The sequence below is a fragment of the Enterobacter sp. MGH 38 genome, assembly GCF_000492855.1.
GTDB classification, from domain to species: Bacteria; Pseudomonadota; Gammaproteobacteria; order Enterobacterales; family Enterobacteriaceae; genus Enterobacter; species Enterobacter hormaechei_C.
On the sequence record NZ_KI535607.1, the window covers coordinates 727,127 to 745,354 of the forward strand.

An 18,228-nucleotide genomic window follows, 5' to 3' on the forward strand; every position below is an offset into this window, starting at 1 on the left:
GTCTGGGTTGTTTCCCTCTTCACGACGGACGTTAGCACCCGCCGTGTGTCTCCCGTGATAACATTCTTCGGTATTCGTAGTTTGCATCGGGTTGGTAAGCCGGGATGGCCCCCTAGCCGAAACAGTGCTCTACCCCCGAAGATGAGTTCACGAGGCGCTACCTAAATAGCTTTCGGGGAGAACCAGCTATCTCCCGGTTTGATTGGCCTTTCACCCCCAGCCACAGGTCATCCGCTAATTTTTCAACATTAGTCGGTTCGGTCCTCCAGTTAGTGTTACCCAACCTTCAACCTGCCCATGGCTAGATCACCGGGTTTCGGGTCTATACCCTGCAACTTAACGCCCAGTTAAGACTCGGTTTCCCTTCGGCTCCCCTATACGGTTAACCTTGCTACAGAATATAAGTCGCTGACCCATTATACAAAAGGTACGCAGTCACACCCGAAGGTGCTCCCACTGCTTGTACGTACACGGTTTCAGGTTCTTTTTCACTCCCCTCGCCGGGGTTCTTTTCGCCTTTCCCTCACGGTACTGGTTCACTATCGGTCAGTCAGGAGTATTTAGCCTTGGAGGATGGTCCCCCCATATTCAGACAGGATACCACGTGTCCCGCCCTACTCTTCGAGTTCACAGCATGTGCATTTTCGTGTACGGGACTATCACCCTGTACCGTCGGACTTTCCAGACCGTTCCACTAACACACAAGCTGATTCAGACTCCGGGCTGCTCCCCGTTCGCTCGCCGCTACTGGGGGAATCTCGGTTGATTTCTTTTCCTCGGGGTACTTAGATGTTTCAGTTCCCCCGGTTCGCCTCGTTAACCTATGTATTCAGTTAACGATAGTGTGTCGAAACACACTGGGTTTCCCCATTCGGACATCGCCGGGTCAAAGGTTCATATCACCTCGCCGGCGCTTTTCGCAGATTAGCACGTCCTTCATCGCCTCTGACTGCCAGGGCATCCACCGTGTACGCTTAGTCGCTTAACCTCACAACCCGAAGATGTTTCACTTCCGATTGCGAAAATTTGAGAGACTCGAACACACATGAGCTGTGTGTCGTTTCAATTTTCAGCTTGATCCAGATTATTAAAGAGCAAATATCTCAAACGTGACTCGTAAGTCAGTTTTGAGATATGACGGCAGGTGACTTTCACTCACGAACCAGCAAGTGGCGTCCCCTAGGGGATTCGAACCCCTGTTACCGCCGTGAAAGGGCGGTGTCCTGGGCCTCTAGACGAAGGGGACGTACAGTCTCAATCGCAAGACGCCTTGCTATTTACTTTTCATCAGACAATCTGTGTGGACACTACAAAGGCAGGTTCTTTAAGGTAAGGAGGTGATCCAACCGCAGGTTCCCCTACGGTTACCTTGTTACGACTTCACCCCAGTCATGAATCACAAAGTGGTAAGCGCCCTCCCGAAGGTTAAGCTACCTACTTCTTTTGCAACCCACTCCCATGGTGTGACGGGCGGTGTGTACAAGGCCCGGGAACGTATTCACCGTGGCATTCTGATCCACGATTACTAGCGATTCCGACTTCATGGAGTCGAGTTGCAGACTCCAATCCGGACTACGACGCACTTTATGAGGTCCGCTTGCTCTCGCGAGGTCGCTTCTCTTTGTATGCGCCATTGTAGCACGTGTGTAGCCCTACTCGTAAGGGCCATGATGACTTGACGTCATCCCCACCTTCCTCCAGTTTATCACTGGCAGTCTCCTTTGAGTTCCCGGCCTAACCGCTGGCAACAAAGGATAAGGGTTGCGCTCGTTGCGGGACTTAACCCAACATTTCACAACACGAGCTGACGACAGCCATGCAGCACCTGTCTCAGAGTTCCCGAAGGCACCAATCCATCTCTGGAAAGTTCTCTGGATGTCAAGAGTAGGTAAGGTTCTTCGCGTTGCATCGAATTAAACCACATGCTCCACCGCTTGTGCGGGCCCCCGTCAATTCATTTGAGTTTTAACCTTGCGGCCGTACTCCCCAGGCGGTCGACTTAACGCGTTAGCTCCGGAAGCCACGCCTCAAGGGCACAACCTCCAAGTCGACATCGTTTACGGCGTGGACTACCAGGGTATCTAATCCTGTTTGCTCCCCACGCTTTCGCACCTGAGCGTCAGTCTTTGTCCAGGGGGCCGCCTTCGCCACCGGTATTCCTCCAGATCTCTACGCATTTCACCGCTACACCTGGAATTCTACCCCCCTCTACAAGACTCTAGCCTGCCAGTTTCGAATGCAGTTCCCAGGTTGAGCCCGGGGATTTCACATCCGACTTGACAGACCGCCTGCGTGCGCTTTACGCCCAGTAATTCCGATTAACGCTTGCACCCTCCGTATTACCGCGGCTGCTGGCACGGAGTTAGCCGGTGCTTCTTCTGCGGGTAACGTCAATTGACAAGGTTATTAACCTTATCGCCTTCCTCCCCGCTGAAAGTACTTTACAACCCGAAGGCCTTCTTCATACACGCGGCATGGCTGCATCAGGCTTGCGCCCATTGTGCAATATTCCCCACTGCTGCCTCCCGTAGGAGTCTGGACCGTGTCTCAGTTCCAGTGTGGCTGGTCATCCTCTCAGACCAGCTAGGGATCGTCGCCTAGGTGAGCCGTTACCCCACCTACTAGCTAATCCCATCTGGGCACATCCGATGGCAAGAGGCCCGAAGGTCCCCCTCTTTGGTCTTGCGACGTTATGCGGTATTAGCTACCGTTTCCAGTAGTTATCCCCCTCCATCAGGCAGTTTCCCAGACATTACTCACCCGTCCGCCACTCGTCAGCGAAGCAGCAAGCTGCTTCCTGTTACCGTTCGACTTGCATGTGTTAGGCCTGCCGCCAGCGTTCAATCTGAGCCATGATCAAACTCTTCAATTTAAAAGTTTGATGCTCAATGAATTAAACTTCGTAATGAATTACGTGTTCACTCGTTGAGACTTGGTATTCATTTATCGTCCGAGGACGTTAAGAATCCATGTCACTTTGAGTGCCCACACAGATTGTCTGATAAATTGTTAAAGAGCAGTTGCGACGCGCTTCAGCGCTCTGTCGCGAGGTGGCGTATATTACGCTTTCCTCTTTCAGAGTCAACCCTGATTTTCAGGATTTTTTCTCTTCAACCGACCGGGTTGTTTGTGAAGTGATTCACATCCGCCGTGTCGATGGAGGCGCATTATAGGGATCCCAGTTTTTAGCACAAGTATTTTTTAGATCTTTTTTTCCAACTGATGATTTTCCGTGCTTTTCGCTGAAAACCCACCCGATCCGCTTAAAAATTGACGCATTTTGCCTTGCCTCGATCCAGGAATACGATCAAAGTCTTCTTTAATAGCGCTCATCTGTATCGAGGTAGATATGTTTGCAGTATTACGTCCTTATAAAGATCTGTTCCCCCAAAAAGGCGATCGCGTGATGATCGATGCCAGCAGCGTGGTCATTGGTGATGTTCGCATGGCCGATGATGTCAGCATCTGGCCACTCGTCGCGATCCGGGGCGATGTTAACTATGTTGCAATCGGTGCACGCACCAATATTCAGGACGGCAGCGTGCTGCATGTGACTCATAAGTCATCATATAACCCTGAGGGCAATCCGCTCATCATTGGGGAAGATGTTACCGTCGGTCATAAAGTAATGCTCCACGGCTGCACAATCGGTAACAGGGTTCTCGTTGGGATGGGATCGATTTTGCTGGATGGCGTCATAGTAGAAGATGACGTAATGATTGGCGCAGGAAGCCTAGTTCCGCAAAACAAACGCCTGGAAAGTGGCTATCTCTATTTAGGCAGTCCGGTTAAACAGATCCGCCCCCTAAAGGAGGCGGAGATCGAAGGATTGAAATACTCAGCGAACAATTACGTTAAATGGAAGAATGACTATCTGGATCAGGATAACCAGACCCAGCCCTGATCGTCTTCCTGCTGTACGCGGATCAAATCGCTGGCTTCCTCTTCCAGATCCCAGCGATTTTCACAAAAGACCGCTAACGGATCTGAACCACCAAAGCGCTGAAGCAACGTCTCCCCTTTAATCGCACAGGTGAGCTGCATTCCATGCACCAGCACCGGGAAACACACCGCTTGCTTGTTTTCATCCCAGATTTCTCTGTCGGGAAAATGAATCGCCTGATTCATGCCATCAGTTCCTGTTTCAGCTTTTCGATCACCGGTTCTACAGCAGGTAACACGCCATGCCAGAGTAGCACCGCATGAGCCGCCTGCCCCACCAGCATGCCCAGACCATCAGCCACATGTTTTGCCCCCTGTTGTTCGCACCAGGTCAGAAATGGCGTTTTCCCTTTTTGATAAAACATGTCATAGGCGTAGATGTGGGAATGAACCAGGGATGCAGGAATCGCCGGGATCTCTCCATTAATACCGCTTGAGGTGGCATTAATCACAAGATCAAATTCGTGACCCGCGAGATCCTCAAGTGCTACCGCAGCTACGCTGCCTGTGTGTGCGAACAACGCCGCCAGTTCTTCTGCTCTGGAGAAAGTACGGTTGGTGATTGTCACCGCACAATCCAGCGAAAGAAGAGGAAGCAATACGCCGCGCGACGCGCCACCCGCACCGATCAGCAGGATCCGAAAGCCTGGTTTAATAAACGACAGTCGCTCCAGATCGCTGAGTAAACCTATGCCATCGGTGTTATCGCCCAGAAGGCGACCATCTTCGAGCCGCTTAAGAGTATTGACGGCACCAGCGAGCGACGCACGCTCGGTCAGCTCATCCGCACGCCCGAAAGCCTCTTCTTTAAAAGGCACCGTAACGTTCGCACCTTTACCGCCCGCAACAAAAAAGCTATTTAGCGTCGGTAAAAATGCATCAACAGGCGCAAGAACCCGACCATATGGGTGATCTATCTGCAATTGCTCTGCAAACAGCTGATGGATCAGAGGCGACTTGCTGTGCGCGATCGGGTTACCAAAAACAGCATAGGTTTCCATCACATTATCCCTGGCGAAAACGTTCGCCGGTCAAGGCATCGCGAATTTCTGACGGGTTAAGACGGCCACCGGTTTCACCGACGGCTACCGGGAAATCACTCCCGAACTGCGCCAGAACTTCTTCGGTTGTCCGACAGGGGGGAAGCCCGGTCAGGTTGGCGCTGGTTGAAACCAGAGGTTTACCAAATGCCTGGCATAACTCCACCACCAGCGGATGGTCGGTAACGCGTACCGCAAGTGAATCGAAACGCCCGGTTAACCAGCGCGGCGTTGTCGGTTGTGCAGGAAAAACAAACGTCACGGGACCAGGCCACGCAGAGAAAATGGTTTCCCGCTGTGCAGGCGTCAGCATGGAATCATCAATATAAGGCTTAAGCTGCGCGTAGTTCGCAGCGATCAAAATCAATCCTTTTTCGACAGGCCGTTGTTTTAGCGCCAGCAGACGGTTAACGGCGACTTCGCTGTCAGGATCGCACCCGACCCCGAAAACGGCTTCTGTTGGATAGGCGATGACTTCTTCTTTTTTCAGGATTTCCACCGCCTGCGCGATGGAGCCTGATGGCAGGTTATTATTCACTGATTTGATCCGCCGAAACCGGCTTTCCACATTGTTTACTGGCGCAAAAGCGTTTCAAGCCTTGCGCGGTTTTCTTTTCTATAAGTAACGGATAATCGCAATTATGGCAGACGCCCGCTACTGGTTTGAAATTGATAACGAACTGGCATTCAGGATAGCGATCGCACGAATGGAAGGTCTTGCCATAACGAGAGCGGCGCTGCACCAATTGACCACGCTGGCACTGAGGGCAGGCAATTGCCGTTTCATCTGGTTTATCAATTTGTTCCGTATGATCACATTCCGGGTAGCGGCTGCATCCGATAAACATCCCGAACCGCCCCTGCCGCAGCGCCAGTTCGCCGCCGCAGAGCGGACAAAGCTGTCCCTCCAGAATTTTGACGATATGTCCGTCCGCCTGGCTCTTCAGGGAACGGACATAATCACATTCCGGATAGTGTGAACAACCGAGAAACGGACCGTGTTTCCCGGACCGAATAACAAGTTCAGCCCCACACTGTGGGCAGGGCTCGTTTTTATGCACCGTGAAGAGTGCTGATTTGGCCATAACAACTCTTGTTGCTGCACATAGAATTAATGCAGCATACCTTCATTCACTTCAAAGAGTAATTCTTCCATTTGCTGATAGGCATTTTCACAGCCTGGAATGTTGAACAGCACCATCAGGATCACCCATTTCAGATCTTCCAGTTCAAATTCAGCAGTATCCAGCGCCATGACGCGCTCTATCACCATCTCTCTCGTTTCGAGGTTTAGCACCTGAATCTGCTCGAGGAATAAAATGAATCCCCGGCAGCTGGCATCCAGCCTTTCACACTCTTCAGCTGTATAGATGCGCACAGACAATGGGTCAGAAGCAAGCTGCATCGGTTCGGCGAGGCCGTCCTGATAATCAGCCAACTTATCCAGCCACATCAACGCATTATAAATATCTTCCCGCTCAAAACCTGCGTCGGTCAGATCCCGTGTTAATTTGTCCTGATCCACCTGCATTTCTGCTTCGTTGTGGATGTAAGTCTCAAACAAATACATCAGTACGTCGAACATGGCATGCCCTCCTTAATCGGACATAGCCGCCGGGTACAGCTGCGATCCACCCTGCTAACTCCAGTTCGAGTAGCTGTGCTACCGTTACTGGCACAGGTTGGCCGGCACGTTCAGCGACAACGTCAACAGGTGTTACCTCATCTCCTACGTTAGCCAGGAGCTTGGGAAATGGCAATGCTACGGCCTCCTGATCCGATGAAATATGTCGCTTTTGGAGATCATCCTGCAACCAATGCAATCCATACTGCAAATTTTCCAGGATATCCTCTTTACAGGTCACCAGCGTCGCTCCCTGTTTTATCAGCCAGTGAGGGCCTTCGCAGCCAGGGTTCCCCAACGGGCCGGGCAGCGCAAAAACTTCACGCCCCTGCTCCAGTGCGCACCTTGCGGTAACCAGCGATCCACTTCGAATCGCAGCTTCGACCACCAGCACGCCCTGGCTTAACCCGCTGATGATCCGGTTACGCCGTGGAAAGTTACCCGGTCTGGGCGATGTCGAAAGTGAAAACTCAGATACTATCGCCCCCTCAGAAGCGATAAGTTGCTCAGCCAGAATGTGATGACGACGCGGATAGAGACTAAAAAGACCATTGCCAAGCACGGCGACACTTCGCCCTTTCGCTGACAACGCCGCATGATGTGCCACACCGTCGATGCCGCAAGCCAGGCCACTGGTGATCGTAAAGCCACATTGGGACAGCTGTTCACTGAGCATTTTCCCCCAACGCTCGCCGTACCACGAGGGCGCACGGCTGCCCACAACCGCAAGCTGCATGCTATTAAGCACGTCGACGCGGCCTCGCACAAAGAGCGCTCCGGGAAAATCAGGTATAGAACGCAACAATGGCGGAAAACGAGGATCATCCGCCGTGAGAAGGTGGTTGTCGGTGTGTTCCAGCCATTCCAGACTACGTTCAAGCTCACTCTCGCTGAACGAAAAAAACTTTACGGCATGTTTGGGCGAAAGCCCTGCCGCGTTGACAGCTTCAGCATCGACGGTTGCCTGGCGAAGCAGCCTCTGCGCAATCTCCAGCATCGCGTCACCGTATAACGACCCGATGTTTATAAGCCGTAACCATATCTCTGTGGACGTCATCCTTTTCCCTGCCATAAGCAGCCTCAGCAATCTTTGCGATTGGTCACTGATGCTGTCAATCGACCGGGGATTTGTCTAGAATAGAAGTAATATTCTTATCAACTCCTGAACACGACTCTGGAAATTTATGGCAGTTTTGCAAGTGTTACATATTCCTGACGAGCGTCTTCGCATCGTCGCGGAACCGGTTAAAGAAGTGAATGCAGAAATTCAGCGTATCGTCGATGATATGTTCGATACCATGTACGCTGAAGAAGGCATTGGCCTGGCGGCGACCCAGGTAGACATTCACAAGCGTATTATCGTGATCGACGTTTCTGAAAATCGCGATGAGCGTCTGGTGCTGATCAACCCTGAGCTGCTTGAAAAAAGCGGCGAAACAGGCATTGAGGAAGGCTGTCTGTCTATCCCTGAACAGCGCGCTTTGGTGCCACGTGCCGAAAAAGTTAAAATTCGCGCACTGGATCGTGACGGCAATCCGTTTGAGCTGGAAGCCGACGATCTGCTGGCGATTTGCATTCAGCATGAGATGGATCACCTGGTCGGTAAACTGTTTATCGATTACCTCTCACCTCTGAAGCAACAGCGTATTCGTCAGAAAGTTGAGAAACTGGATCGTTTGCGTTCTCGCGCTTAACGCCCCCCGGATACAAGGAATAACGTGTCTACATCACTACGTATAATCTTCGCGGGTACCCCTGATTTTGCAGCGCGTCATCTCGACGCGCTGATATCGTCTGGTCATCAGATTGTTGGCGTATTTACTCAGCCGGATCGTCCGGCTGGCCGCGGTAAAAAACTGATGCCTGGCCCGGTTAAAGTGCTGGCAGAAACGCATGGTTTACCGGTATTCCAGCCAGCGTCATTACGACCTGAGGAAAACCAGCAGTTAGTGGCAGACCTGAACGCTGACGTGATGGTAGTTGTGGCTTACGGCCTCATTCTGCCAAAAGCGGTACTCGATATGCCCCGCCTGGGCTGTGTTAACGTTCATGGTTCTTTGCTCCCACGCTGGCGCGGTGCAGCCCCTATTCAGCGCGCTCTGTGGGCAGGCGATGCTGAAACTGGCGTGACAATCATGAAGATGGACGTAGGTTTAGACACGGGCGACATGCTGTATAAACTGGCGTGTCCCATTACCGCAGAAGATACCAGCGCCACGCTGTATGACAAGCTGGCGGATCTCGGTCCGCAGGGGCTGATTGAGACGTTGCAACAGCTTGCTGACAATACAGCGACATCTGAAGTGCAGGATGAGGCACAGGTGACCTATGCTGAAAAACTGAGTAAAGAAGAAGCCCGGATCGACTGGTCCCTGTCAGCAGCTCAACTCGAACGCTGCATCCGCGCCTTTAATCCGTGGCCGATGAGCTGGTTGATGATTGATGAGCAGCCAGTGAAAGTCTGGAAAGCTTCAGTTATTAACGGCAATACATCAGCAGAGCCCGGTACGATTATCGACGCCAGCAAAAACGGTATCCAGGTTGCGACCGGAGAAGGGATCCTGAATCTTGAATCGCTGCAACCGGCCGGTAAAAAGGCAATGAGCGCGCAGGATCTATTAAATTCCCGTCGTGAATGGTTCATCCCTGGCAATCGTCTTGCCTGAACAAATTTACTCTTAAGGCCCGGTGTTTCCGGGCATTTTTATTTTTACGGTTATGAAAAGACAAAATCTACGCACTATGGCGGCTCAGGCCGTTGAGCAGGTTATTGAGCAGGGCCAGTCACTGAGTAATGTCCTGCCTCCACTGCAACAAAAGGTTTCCGATAAAGATAAAGCGCTGCTTCAGGAGCTGTGCTTTGGCGTGCTGCGTACCCTCTCTCAGCTTGAATGGTTAATTAATAAGCTGATGTCACGCCCGATGAGCGGCAAGCAACGTACCGTGCATTATTTGATCATGGTCGGTTTCTACCAGCTTCTTCATACCCGCATTCCACCTCATGCTGCGCTGGCTGAGACAGTGGAAGGTGCCGTTGCGATTAAACGTCCCCAGCTGAAAGGATTGATTAACGGCGTGCTGCGTCAGTTCCAGCGTCAGCAGGACGAACTGCTGGCAGAATTTGCGCAAAGCGAAGCGCGCTTCCTGCATCCAGAATGGCTGCTGAATCGCCTTAAAAAAGCCTACCCACAGCAATGGCAAGACATTGTGGATGCCAATAACCAACGTCCGCCGATGTGGTTACGCGTCAATCGTAACCATCATACCCGCGACGCATGGCTGGCCCTGCTGGAAGAGACCGGAATGAGCGGCTTCACACACGCGGCTTATCCTGATGCGGTTCGTTTAGCCTCCCCTGCACCGGTACATGCATTACCCGGTTTTGAAGAGGGCTGGGTAACGGTACAGGACGCATCCGCTCAGGGGTGCATGGCCTGGCTTGAACCGAAAGACGGGGAGCAGATCCTTGATCTTTGTGCAGCGCCAGGGGGAAAAACAACGCACATTCTGGAAGTGGCGCCGCAGGCCTGCGTGATGGCCGTGGATGTTGATGAGCAGCGTCTTTCACGCGTCTATGACAACCTCAAGCGTCTGGGTATGAAAGCACAGGTTAAGCAAGGCGATGGACGTAAACCCGCAGACTGGTGTGGTGATACCCGGTTCGATCGTATTTTGCTGGACGCCCCCTGCTCTGCAACCGGCGTAATTCGTCGTCATCCCGATATCAAATGGCTGCGTCGCGATCGTGATATCAAGGAGCTTGCCCAGTTGCAATCCGAAATTCTGGATGCCATCTGGCCGCATCTCAAACCCGGCGGAACCCTGGTGTATGCAACCTGCTCTGTTCTTCCGGAAGAAAACAGTCAGCAAATTGCGGCTTTCCTGAAGCGCACCCCGGACGCGACGCTGCATGATACGGGAACACCTGAGCACCCGGGTCTGCAAAACCTGCCGGGCGCAGAAGAGGGTGATGGCTTCTTTTACGCTAAGCTAATCAAAGAGTGATGTTGAGAACAGGTCACGAAAGATGAAAATTATCATTCTGGGCGCAGGGCAAGTTGGCGGAACGCTGGCGGAAAATCTCGTGGGCGAAAACAACGATATCACCATTGTGGATACCAATGGCGATCGCCTGCGCGTTTTGCAGGACAAGTTTGATCTTCGTGTTGTGCAGGGGCACGGCTCTCATCCTCGAGTGCTTCGTGAGGCGGGCGCGGACGATGCCGACATGCTGGTTGCAGTAACCAGTTCTGATGAAACCAACATGGTTGCATGCCAGGTGGCCTACTCGCTGTTCAACACACCGAACCGCATCGCCCGCATTCGCTCCCCGGACTATGTCCGGGATGCGGAAAAGCTGTTTAATTCCGAAGCAGTACCTATCGACCATCTTATTGCCCCTGAGCAGTTGGTTATCGACAGTATTTATCGTCTGATTGAGTACCCGGGCGCGTTGCAGGTTGTGAACTTTGCTGAAGGGAAAGTAAGCCTGGCGGTCGTGAAGGCTTATTACGGCGGCCCGCTGATTGGTAATGCCCTGTCGACAATGCGCGAGCATATGCCACATATCGATACGCGTGTTGCGGCGATTTTCCGTCACGACAGACCTATTCGTCCGCAAGGTTCCACCATTGTCGAAGCCGGGGATGAAGTCTTCTTTATTGCGGCTTCTCAGCATATCCGTGCGGTGATGAGTGAACTTCAGCGTCTCGAAAAACCGTATAAACGTATTATGCTGGTTGGCGGCGGTAATATTGGCGCAGGTCTGGCGAGACGGCTGGAAAAAGACTACAGCGTGAAGCTGATCGAACGAGATCAACAGCGCGCGTCGGAGCTGGCTGAAAAACTTCAGAATACTATCGTGTTTTATGGCGATGCTTCGGATCAGGAATTGCTGGCCGAAGAGCATATCGATCAGGTTGATCTTTTTATTGCCGTCACCAACGACGACGAAGCGAATATTATGTCCGCCATGCTCGCTAAACGTATGGGGGCGAAAAAAGTAATGGTGCTTATCCAGCGTAAGGCTTATGTCGACCTGGTACAGGGTAGCGTAATTGATATTGCTATTTCACCCCAGCAAGCCACCATCTCTGCCCTGCTAAGCCATGTGCGTAAAGCGGATATTGTCGGCGTGTCGTCTCTGCGTCGTGGTGTTGCTGAAGCCATTGAAGCCGTCGCTCACGGGGATGAAACGACGTCGCGCGTTGTTGGTCGCGCGATCGACGAAATTAAACTTCCACCAGGCACCATTATCGGCGCCGTAGTGCGAGGTAACGATGTCATGATCGCCAATGATAATTTACGTATCGAGCAGGGTGACCACGTTATTATGTTCCTGACCGATAAAAAATTTATTACCGACGTCGAGCGTTTATTCCAGCCAAGTCCATTCTTCCTGTAATGATTTGGGTGCTCAGACGAGAGCACCCACATATTAACCTTCTAATTTTCATGCCTTTTATTTTCATAACGATTATTTATCCCCAATGGCAATTAGCTAATCATTTGTTAAACTTATAGGCGTCAGCTGGCACAAGGAGAACATAATGAGTTTTATTAAAGAGTTTCGCGAATTTGCGATGCGCGGGAATGTAGTGGATTTGGCTGTGGGTGTCATTATTGGTGCGGCGTTCGGTAAGATCGTTTCATCATTAGTCGCCGACATTATTATGCCGCCGTTAGGACTGTTGATTGGAGGCATTGATTTCAAACAATTCGCCTTCACCCTTCGGGAAGCTCAGGGCGATATCCCTGCGGTTGTAATGCACTACGGCGTATTCATTCAGAACGTATTTGATTTCGTGATCGTGGCATTTGCCATTTTCATGGCGATCAAACTTATCAACAGACTTAACCGTAAAAAAGAAGAACCGGCTGCTGCCCCGCCAGCACCAACTAAAGAAGAAGTCTTACTGACTGAAATTCGCGATCTGTTAAAAGAGCAGAATAACCGCGTTTAATCAGGCGACAGAAACAGAAAGGCCAGTGGTAAAAAAGCGATTAGCTTGCTTGCCACTGGCCTCCCAGTTACCCCGTTGTGCATGTTTACCTTTACGTAAATAACTCCCTTTTCCTTTCTTGTTCTTCTCAACTCGCTGTCTGAAAAGTGGGTCGTGAAGCAATGCCTCAATGGCGTTATCCTTAATGTGTCCCTTAGTATGCTGATAGCGGCTCATCATTTCTCCTGAGCATAGTTAATGTCGGCGGGAGTCTAGTCCCTGGCTGATAAAAAATCAACAACCCTGAGTTTCACTACTGGCGCCCTGTTCAAGAGCTTCCAGTATTGAGCAATAAACACTGCTATGAGCGGTACCGCAGCACGCGTCATTTAACCTTTGCAGAGATCGCTGCATGGCTTGCAGCTCCTGAATACGTCCTTCAACTTCATCCAGCCGGGCCTGAACGATGCTTTTAGATTCCTGACACGTATGATGTTCAGGATCGATACGGATCGACAGCAGTTCACGGATCGACTCCAGCGTGAAGCCGAGTTGCCGTGCATAGCGGATAAAACGAAGGCGTTGCAGGTCGTTATCCGTATAAAGGCGAAATCCACCTTCCGTTCTGACCTCATGATCGATCATCTGCTGCTTTTCGTAGTAGCGGATAGTATCCGGCGTTACGTTAGCAAGCTTCGCAAGTTCACCTATGCGGTACATGGCTACTCCTTGTTTATTTTTTGTATTAACCTTTCACTGTACTCACCATGCAAAAAGTCAGTATTCATTCCCGTCTGGCGCAGTTTTAGCTCTATGAGCGCCAACCGACGACTGATTTCAGAGTACCGCGGGTCATTCTTATGAATGCCTTTAAGCAGATCGGCAAGCTCAACGGCTTCATTACGTTGCTGAAGCTCAGGCGGTAAACAACCTGCGTTTTTCAGTAAGCGATAACCGGCCCGTAATTCAGGGGGAATATGTGAATCATCGTCCAGAATCAGCGGCTCACCGCTGCCGGGAAGATTTTCGAACTCGCCTTTGTTTTGGGCATCGCAAATATGGCGTTCAGCCCACTGATCGAGCAACCACATAATGAACTCCAGGGGGTGAGCAGAAAAGATACAGACATTGTAGATAAGTGGAGATTCTGCGGATATAAAAAAACCCGCCGAGGCGGGTTTTTTTACGTTACTACAGATTACTCTGCAGCAGCTTCTGCTTTCTCTGAACGATCAACCAGCTCGATGTAAGCCATCGGCGCGTTGTCGCCTGCACGGAAGCCACACTTGAGAATGCGAGTGTAACCACCGGCACGGCTCGCGAAACGCGGGCCCAGTTCGTTAAACAGTTTTGCCACGATCTCGTTATCACGAGTACGGGCGAATGCCAGACGACGATTAGCAACGCTGTCAGTCTTGGCAAGAGTAATCAGCGGCTCAACTACGCGACGCAGCTCTTTCGCTTTAGGCAGGGTCGTCTTGATGATTTCATGACGAACCAGTGAACCTGCCATGTTGCGGAACATAGCCTGGCGATGGCTGCTGTTGCGGTTCAGTTGACGACCACTCTTACGATGGCGCATGACCTTATCCTTCTCAGTAAAACCTTAACCTGTGATCCGGTTACTCGTCAGCAATGCTTGCCGGTGGCCAGTTTTCCAGGCGCATGCCCAGAGACAGACCACGTGAAGCCAGCACGTCTTTAATCTCGGTAAGAGATTTTTTACCCAGGTTCGGCGTTTTCAGCAACTCAACCTCGGTACGCTGTACCAGATCACCGATATAGTGGATAGCTTCTGCCTTGAGGCAGTTAGCAGAGCGGACAGTCAATTCCAGATCGTCAACAGGGCGCAGCAGGATCGGATCGAATTCTGGTTTCTCTTCTTTCACTTCCGGCTGACGTACATCACGTAAGTCAACGAAAGCTTCCAGTTGTTCTGCCAGGATGGTTGCCGCACGACGAATCGCCTCTTCAGGATCGATTGTGCCATTGGTTTCCATTTCGATGACCAGCTTGTCCAGGTCGGTACGCTGTTCTACACGCGCTGCTTCAACATTGTAGGCAATACGCTCTACAGGGCTGTAGCATGCGTCGACCAGCAGACGGCCGATTGGGCGCTCATCTTCTTCCGAATGAATTCGGGCAGAAGCCGGCACATAACCACGACCGCGCTGAACTTTGATACGCATGCTAATAGCTGCGTTCTCATCGGTCAGGTGGCAGATCACGTGCTGCGGCTTGACGATTTCAACATCACCGTCGTGGGTGATGTCGGCTGCAGTCACAGGGCCAATGCCAGATTTATTCAGAGTAAGAATAACTTCATCTTTACCCTGAACTCTCACCGCCAGCCCTTTCAGGTTGAGCAGGATTTCAAGGATATCTTCCTGAACGCCTTCTTTGGTGCTGTACTCATGAAGTACACCATCAATCTCAACCTCGGTCACCGCGCAACCCGGCATCGATGAGAGCAGAATACGGCGCAGTGCGTTACCCAGAGTATGGCCAAAGCCACGCTCTAAAGGCTCAAGGGTCACCTTGGCGTGCGTCGAACTCACTTGCTCGATATCTACCAGGCGCGGTTTTAGAAACTCTGTCACAGAACCCTGCATTGTGTCCTCTCTTTGGTACTAAGCTTTACTTGGAGTAAAGCTCGACGATCAGGTGTTCGTTAATGTCCGCAGACAGATCAGAACGTTCCGGCTGACGCTTGAACGTACCTTCCATCTTGCCAGCATCAACTTCCAGCCAGGTTGGCTTTTCACGCTGCTCAGCCAGCTCCAGAGCGGCTTTCACGCGAGATTGCTTTTTCGCTTTCTCACGAATGCTAACAACGTCATTCGCTTTAACCTGATAAGAAGCGATGTTAACAACACGACCGTTTACCATGATTGCTTTATGGCTAACCAGCTGGCGTGATTCAGCACGAGTCGCGCCGAAGCCCATACGGTATACAACGTTGTCCAGACGACCTTCCAGCAGAGCCAGCAGGTTTTCACCTGTGTTGCCTTTCAGACGTGCTGCTTCTTTATAGTAGTTACGGAACTGACGCTCCAGCACACCGTAGATACGGCGAACTTTTTGCTTTTCACGCAACTGCACACCATAGTCAGACAGACGCGGTTTACGCGCACCGTGCTGGCCAGGAGCTTGTTCAATTTTACACTTGGTATCGATCGCGCGAACGCCAGACTTAAGGAATAAGTCGGTGCCCTCACGACGGCTCAGCTTGAGCTTAGGACCCAAATATCTTGCCATTTTCTATCTCCAACTAACCTAAAAAACGAGCGTTATACGCGACGTTTTTTCGGCGGACGACAACCGTTATGAGGGATCGGAGTCACATCAGTAATATTCGTGATGCGGAAACCAGCGGCGTTCAGAGCGCGAACAGTAGATTCACGACCCGGACCCGGACCTTTAACCATAACTTCCAGATTCTTGATGCCGTATTCTTTTACGGCTTCAGCGCAACGCTCTGCTGCAACCTGAGCTGCGAACGGAGTGGATTTGCGAGAACCACGGAAACCGGAACCACCGGCTGTTGCCCAACCCAATGCGTTACCCTGACGATCAGTAATAGTAACGATGGTGTTGTTGAAAGAAGCATGGATATGAGCCACGCCGTCAGAGACTTGTTTTCTTACACGTTTACGTGCACGAACTGGTGCCTTTGCCATTATTCAATCACCCCGATTATTTCTTGATCGGTTTGCGCGGACCCTTACGGGTACGTGCGTTGGTCTTAGTACGCTGACCGCGTACTGGCAGACCACGACGATGACGCAAACCGCGATAGCAACCAAGATCCATCAGGCGCTTGATGCTCATGCTGATTTCACGGCGCAGATCACCTTCAACGACAAATTTGGCAACTTCGTCACGCAGCGTGTCGATTTGTTCTTCAGACAGCTCACTGATCTTAACATCTTCAGCGATACCCGCTGCAGCCAGAATGGCTTTAGAACGGGTCTTGCCGACGCCGTAGATCGAAGTTAATGCGATCACAGCATGTTTCTGATCAGGAATGTTAATGCCTGCTATACGGGCCACTATGCACTCCTACTATTTAATATGTACGCACCATGCTGAAAAGCCCGTTTTCAGGATACTCAAATGGAAACGTACAGACATACAAAAGATTGGCTGGCTAATCTAGCCAGCTCAACCCAACTTTGCAAGAAAAATATGCGAAATAATCAGCCTTGGCGCTGTTTATGCTTCGGCTCGGCACTGCAAATCACACGGATGACACCATCACGCTTAACGATTTTGCAGTTACGGCATAATTTCTTGACGGAAGCACGAACTTTCATTTTTACTCTCCGTAACTTCTCAGGCGACCAGTTAGCGGCCGTAGCCTTTCAGGTTCGCCTTCTTCAATGCAGACTCATACTGACTGGACATCATCAGAGTTTGCACTTGAGCCATAAAGTCCATAATCACGACAACAACGATAAGCAGTGAGGTCCCACCGAAGTAGAACGGTACTTTCATTGCATCACGCATGAACTCCGGGATCAGGCAGATAAAAGTAATATAAAGCGCACCAACCAAAGTCAGGCGAGTCATTACTTTATCGATATACTTCGCCGTTTGCTCTCCCGGACGAATTCCTGGTACAAATGCACCGGACTTCTTCAGGTTATCTGCTGTTTCACGCGGGTTGAAGACCAACGCCGTGTAGAAGAAACAGAAGAAGATGATCGCAGACGCATAGAGTAACACATAAAGTGGTTGCCCAGGCTGCAAATACAGCGAAATTGTTGTCAGCCAGTTCCAACCAGTACCGCCCCCGAACCATGACGCGATGGTTGCCGGGAACAGAATAATACTGGAAGCGAAGATAGCCGGGATAACCCCCGCCATATTCACTTTCAGCGGTAAATGTGTGCTCTGTGCAGCATAGACACGACGACCCTGCTGACGTTTAGCGTAGTTCACCACAATGCGGCGTTGACCACGTTCAACGAAGACAACAAAGAACGTCACTGCAAATACTAATACTGCAACCAACAGCAACAGGAGGAAGTGCAGGTCGCCTTGACGCGCTTGCTCGATAGTATGGGCGATGGCCGGCGGGAGACCCGCAACGATACCGGCGAAGATAATGATTGAGATACCGTTACCGATACCTCGTTCAGTAATCTGTTCGCCGAGCCACATCAGGAACATGGTCCCTGTGACCAGACTTACAACAGCGGTGAAATAGAATGCAAAGCCTGGGTTTAATACCAGGCCCTGCATACCAGGCATATTCGGAAGACCGGTAGCAATACCGATCGACTGGAATATTGCCAGCACCAGAGTGCCGTAACGGGTGTACTGGCTAATCTTACGACGTCCAGACTCCCCTTCTTTCTTCAACTCTGCCAGGGCCGGATGAACGACCGTCAGCAGCTGGATAATAATTGATGCCGAAATGTACGGCATAATACCCAGTGCGAAAATAGAAGCACGGCTGAGAGCACCACCAGAGAACATGTTGAACATTTCAATGATGGTGCCTCGCTGTTGCTCAAGCAGTTTGGCAAGTACAGCGGCATCAATACCAGGGATCGGAATAAAAGAGCCAATACGGAACACAATCAGCGCGCCGATTACAAACAGCAGTCTGCGTTTCAGCTCGCCAAATCCACCTTTGGCACTTTGAAAATCTAATCCCGGTTGCTTAGCCATC

General features: G+C 51.2%; 22 protein-coding genes, 1 tRNA gene, 1 rRNA gene and 3 other annotated features. Of the genes, 6 read left to right on the plus strand and 18 right to left on the minus strand.

Translation table 11 applies throughout. The annotated features are described in order from the left end of the window. Window positions 1-4: 4 nt before the first annotated feature. Window positions 5-170: a sequence feature (23S ribosomal RNA rRNA prediction is too short), on the minus strand. Window positions 171-182: 12 nt separating this feature from the next. Next, window positions 183-403, minus strand: a sequence feature (23S ribosomal RNA rRNA prediction is too short). A 61-nt stretch (window positions 404-464) separates the two neighbouring features. Then, window positions 465-974, minus strand: a sequence feature (23S ribosomal RNA rRNA prediction is too short). Window positions 975-1,170: 196 nt separating this feature from the next. After that, window positions 1,171-1,246, minus strand: a tRNA-Glu gene (locus L384_RS17450). Window positions 1,247-1,330: 84 nt separating this feature from the next. Continuing rightward, window positions 1,331-2,872: ribosomal RNA gene (locus L384_RS17445) — 16S ribosomal RNA — on the minus strand. 477 nt (window positions 2,873-3,349) lie between these two features. Between L384_RS17445 and L384_RS17440 the strand changes: the two genes are divergently transcribed. Then, on the plus strand, window positions 3,350-3,904 hold the full coding sequence (locus tag L384_RS17440; RefSeq protein ID WP_003863357.1) for a gamma carbonic anhydrase family protein: 555 nt from the start codon (window positions 3,350-3,352) through the stop codon (window positions 3,902-3,904). On the opposite strand, the gene L384_RS17435 is transcribed toward L384_RS17440, so the two are convergent. The 6 genes from L384_RS17435 to dprA are packed head-to-tail and all read right to left on the minus strand — an operon-like array spanning window position 3,880 to window position 7,663. Continuing rightward, the gene (locus L384_RS17435) at window positions 3,880-4,128 is read right to left on the minus strand and encodes a DUF1488 family protein (RefSeq protein WP_003863356.1); all 249 of its coding nucleotides are present in this window, start codon (window positions 4,126-4,128) and stop codon (window positions 3,880-3,882) included. The genes L384_RS17440 and L384_RS17435 overlap by 25 nt on opposite strands. Further along, a complete protein-coding gene (gene aroE, locus L384_RS17430; protein ID WP_023314927.1) occupies window positions 4,125-4,943 on the minus strand; it encodes a shikimate dehydrogenase in 819 nt (272 codons plus the stop codon). Before aroE ends, L384_RS17435 begins: the two co-directional genes overlap by 4 nt. A 4-nt stretch (window positions 4,944-4,947) precedes the next feature. Then, window positions 4,948-5,520 (minus strand): L-threonylcarbamoyladenylate synthase type 1 TsaC, encoded by a 573-nt coding sequence (tsaC, locus tag L384_RS17425; protein ID WP_003863353.1) that lies wholly within the window; start codon window positions 5,518-5,520, stop codon window positions 4,948-4,950. Further along, complete coding sequence (locus L384_RS17420) at window positions 5,513-6,067, minus strand: DNA topoisomerase family protein (RefSeq protein WP_023323810.1); 555 nt, start codon at window positions 6,065-6,067, stop codon at window positions 5,513-5,515. The genes tsaC and L384_RS17420 overlap by 8 nt, the downstream gene beginning before the upstream one ends. 26 nt (window positions 6,068-6,093) lie before the next feature. Beyond that, window positions 6,094-6,567 carry a DUF494 family protein Smg gene (gene smg / locus L384_RS17415; RefSeq protein WP_000460665.1) on the minus strand — a complete coding sequence of 158 codons (474 nt, stop codon included), beginning with the start codon at window positions 6,565-6,567 and terminating at the stop codon, window positions 6,094-6,096. Then, on the minus strand, window positions 6,539-7,663 hold the full coding sequence (gene dprA, locus L384_RS17410) for a DNA-protecting protein DprA (RefSeq protein ID WP_003863350.1): 1,125 nt from the start codon (window positions 7,661-7,663) through the stop codon (window positions 6,539-6,541). The genes smg and dprA overlap by 29 nt, the downstream gene beginning before the upstream one ends. Before the next feature lie 127 nt (window positions 7,664-7,790). Between dprA and def the strand changes: the two genes are divergently transcribed. The 5 genes from def (at window position 7,791) to mscL (ending at window position 12,569) form a co-directional block, all read left to right on the plus strand. Beyond that, a complete protein-coding gene (def, locus tag L384_RS17405; protein WP_006812188.1) occupies window positions 7,791-8,300 on the plus strand; it encodes a peptide deformylase in 510 nt (169 codons plus the stop codon). 24 nt (window positions 8,301-8,324) lie between these two features. Continuing rightward, the gene (gene fmt, locus L384_RS17400; protein ID WP_023323811.1) at window positions 8,325-9,272 is read left to right on the plus strand and encodes a methionyl-tRNA formyltransferase; all 948 of its coding nucleotides are present in this window, start codon (window positions 8,325-8,327) and stop codon (window positions 9,270-9,272) included. A gap of 52 nt (window positions 9,273-9,324) precedes the next feature. Then, entirely contained in the window at window positions 9,325-10,611 is a 1,287-nt protein-coding gene (rsmB, locus tag L384_RS17395; RefSeq protein WP_032610139.1) for a 16S rRNA (cytosine(967)-C(5))-methyltransferase RsmB, read from the plus strand. A 22-nt stretch (window positions 10,612-10,633) separates the two neighbouring features. Further along, on the plus strand, window positions 10,634-12,010 hold the full coding sequence (gene trkA / locus L384_RS17390; RefSeq protein ID WP_003863337.1) for a Trk system potassium transporter TrkA: 1,377 nt from the start codon (window positions 10,634-10,636) through the stop codon (window positions 12,008-12,010). A 145-nt stretch (window positions 12,011-12,155) separates the two neighbouring features. Next, the gene (gene mscL, locus L384_RS17385) at window positions 12,156-12,569 is read left to right on the plus strand and encodes a large-conductance mechanosensitive channel protein MscL (protein WP_003863335.1); all 414 of its coding nucleotides are present in this window, start codon (window positions 12,156-12,158) and stop codon (window positions 12,567-12,569) included. Here mscL and L384_RS17380 read toward each other — a convergent pair whose 3' ends face one another. The 10 genes from L384_RS17380 to secY form a co-directional block, all read right to left on the minus strand. Then, window positions 12,570-12,785, minus strand: a complete 216-nt coding sequence (locus L384_RS17380) for an alternative ribosome-rescue factor A (protein ID WP_003863329.1) — start codon at window positions 12,783-12,785, stop codon at window positions 12,570-12,572. It lies immediately after the preceding gene. 57 nt (window positions 12,786-12,842) lie between these two features. After that, window positions 12,843-13,268 carry a Zn(2+)-responsive transcriptional regulator gene (gene zntR / locus L384_RS17375; protein WP_003863328.1) on the minus strand — a complete coding sequence of 142 codons (426 nt, stop codon included), beginning with the start codon at window positions 13,266-13,268 and terminating at the stop codon, window positions 12,843-12,845. Window positions 13,269-13,270: 2 nt separating this feature from the next. Continuing rightward, window positions 13,271-13,639 carry a DnaJ family domain-containing protein gene (locus L384_RS17370; protein ID WP_023314932.1) on the minus strand — a complete coding sequence of 123 codons (369 nt, stop codon included), beginning with the start codon at window positions 13,637-13,639 and terminating at the stop codon, window positions 13,271-13,273. Window positions 13,640-13,746: 107 nt separating this feature from the next. Further along, window positions 13,747-14,130, minus strand: coding sequence for a 50S ribosomal protein L17 (rplQ, locus tag L384_RS17365; protein ID WP_001216368.1), 384 nt, complete (start codon window positions 14,128-14,130; stop codon window positions 13,747-13,749). Between the two features lie 40 nt (window positions 14,131-14,170). After that, window positions 14,171-15,160 (minus strand): DNA-directed RNA polymerase subunit alpha, encoded by a 990-nt coding sequence (gene rpoA, locus L384_RS17360; RefSeq protein ID WP_002919219.1) that lies wholly within the window; start codon window positions 15,158-15,160, stop codon window positions 14,171-14,173. Window positions 15,161-15,185: 25 nt separating this feature from the next. Then, the gene (rpsD, locus tag L384_RS17355; RefSeq protein WP_003863314.1) at window positions 15,186-15,806 is read right to left on the minus strand and encodes a 30S ribosomal protein S4; all 621 of its coding nucleotides are present in this window, start codon (window positions 15,804-15,806) and stop codon (window positions 15,186-15,188) included. Between the two features lie 32 nt (window positions 15,807-15,838). Beyond that, a complete protein-coding gene (gene rpsK / locus L384_RS0120930) occupies window positions 15,839-16,228 on the minus strand; it encodes a 30S ribosomal protein S11 (protein WP_003863312.1) in 390 nt (129 codons plus the stop codon). A 16-nt stretch (window positions 16,229-16,244) separates the two neighbouring features. Further along, complete coding sequence (gene rpsM / locus L384_RS17350) at window positions 16,245-16,601, minus strand: 30S ribosomal protein S13 (RefSeq protein WP_003863308.1); 357 nt, start codon at window positions 16,599-16,601, stop codon at window positions 16,245-16,247. 146 nt (window positions 16,602-16,747) lie between these two features. After that, entirely contained in the window at window positions 16,748-16,864 is a 117-nt protein-coding gene (gene rpmJ, locus L384_RS0120935; protein ID WP_000868187.1) for a 50S ribosomal protein L36, read from the minus strand. 31 nt (window positions 16,865-16,895) lie between these two features. Continuing rightward, window positions 16,896-18,227 carry a preprotein translocase subunit SecY gene (gene secY / locus L384_RS17345; RefSeq protein ID WP_003863305.1) on the minus strand — a complete coding sequence of 444 codons (1,332 nt, stop codon included), beginning with the start codon at window positions 18,225-18,227 and terminating at the stop codon, window positions 16,896-16,898. Window position 18,228 lies beyond the last annotated feature (1 nt).

What these genes read in the sequence shown, in the direction of transcription:
- L384_RS17440 (WP_003863357.1), top strand. Translation starts at nt 3,350, where the DNA reads ATGTTTGCAGTATTACGTCCTTATAAAGATCTGTTCCCCCAAAAAGGC.
- L384_RS17435 (WP_003863356.1), bottom strand. Translation starts at nt 4,128, where the DNA reads ATGAATCAGGCGATTCATTTTCCCGACAGAGAAATCTGGGATGAAAAC.
- aroE (WP_023314927.1), bottom strand. Translation starts at nt 4,943, where the DNA reads ATGGAAACCTATGCTGTTTTTGGTAACCCGATCGCGCACAGCAAGTCG.
- L384_RS17420 (WP_023323810.1), bottom strand. Translation starts at nt 6,067, where the DNA reads ATGGCCAAATCAGCACTCTTCACGGTGCATAAAAACGAGCCCTGCCCA.
- smg (WP_000460665.1), bottom strand. Translation starts at nt 6,567, where the DNA reads ATGTTCGACGTACTGATGTATTTGTTTGAGACTTACATCCACAACGAA.
- dprA (WP_003863350.1), bottom strand. Translation starts at nt 7,663, where the DNA reads ATGACGTCCACAGAGATATGGTTACGGCTTATAAACATCGGGTCGTTA.
- def (WP_006812188.1), top strand. Translation starts at nt 7,791, where the DNA reads ATGGCAGTTTTGCAAGTGTTACATATTCCTGACGAGCGTCTTCGCATC.
- rsmB (WP_032610139.1), top strand. Translation starts at nt 9,325, where the DNA reads ATGAAAAGACAAAATCTACGCACTATGGCGGCTCAGGCCGTTGAGCAG.
- trkA (WP_003863337.1), top strand. Translation starts at nt 10,634, where the DNA reads ATGAAAATTATCATTCTGGGCGCAGGGCAAGTTGGCGGAACGCTGGCG.
- mscL (WP_003863335.1), top strand. Translation starts at nt 12,156, where the DNA reads ATGAGTTTTATTAAAGAGTTTCGCGAATTTGCGATGCGCGGGAATGTA.
- L384_RS17380 (WP_003863329.1), bottom strand. Translation starts at nt 12,785, where the DNA reads ATGAGCCGCTATCAGCATACTAAGGGACACATTAAGGATAACGCCATT.
- zntR (WP_003863328.1), bottom strand. Translation starts at nt 13,268, where the DNA reads ATGTACCGCATAGGTGAACTTGCGAAGCTTGCTAACGTAACGCCGGAT.
- L384_RS17370 (WP_023314932.1), bottom strand. Translation starts at nt 13,639, where the DNA reads ATGTGGTTGCTCGATCAGTGGGCTGAACGCCATATTTGCGATGCCCAA.
- rplQ (WP_001216368.1), bottom strand. Translation starts at nt 14,130, where the DNA reads ATGCGCCATCGTAAGAGTGGTCGTCAACTGAACCGCAACAGCAGCCAT.
- rpoA (WP_002919219.1), bottom strand. Translation starts at nt 15,160, where the DNA reads ATGCAGGGTTCTGTGACAGAGTTTCTAAAACCGCGCCTGGTAGATATC.
- rpsD (WP_003863314.1), bottom strand. Translation starts at nt 15,806, where the DNA reads ATGGCAAGATATTTGGGTCCTAAGCTCAAGCTGAGCCGTCGTGAGGGC.
- rpsK (WP_003863312.1), bottom strand. Translation starts at nt 16,228, where the DNA reads ATGGCAAAGGCACCAGTTCGTGCACGTAAACGTGTAAGAAAACAAGTC.
- rpmJ (WP_000868187.1), bottom strand. Translation starts at nt 16,864, where the DNA reads ATGAAAGTTCGTGCTTCCGTCAAGAAATTATGCCGTAACTGCAAAATC.
- secY (WP_003863305.1), bottom strand. Translation starts at nt 18,227, where the DNA reads ATGGCTAAGCAACCGGGATTAGATTTTCAAAGTGCCAAAGGTGGATTT.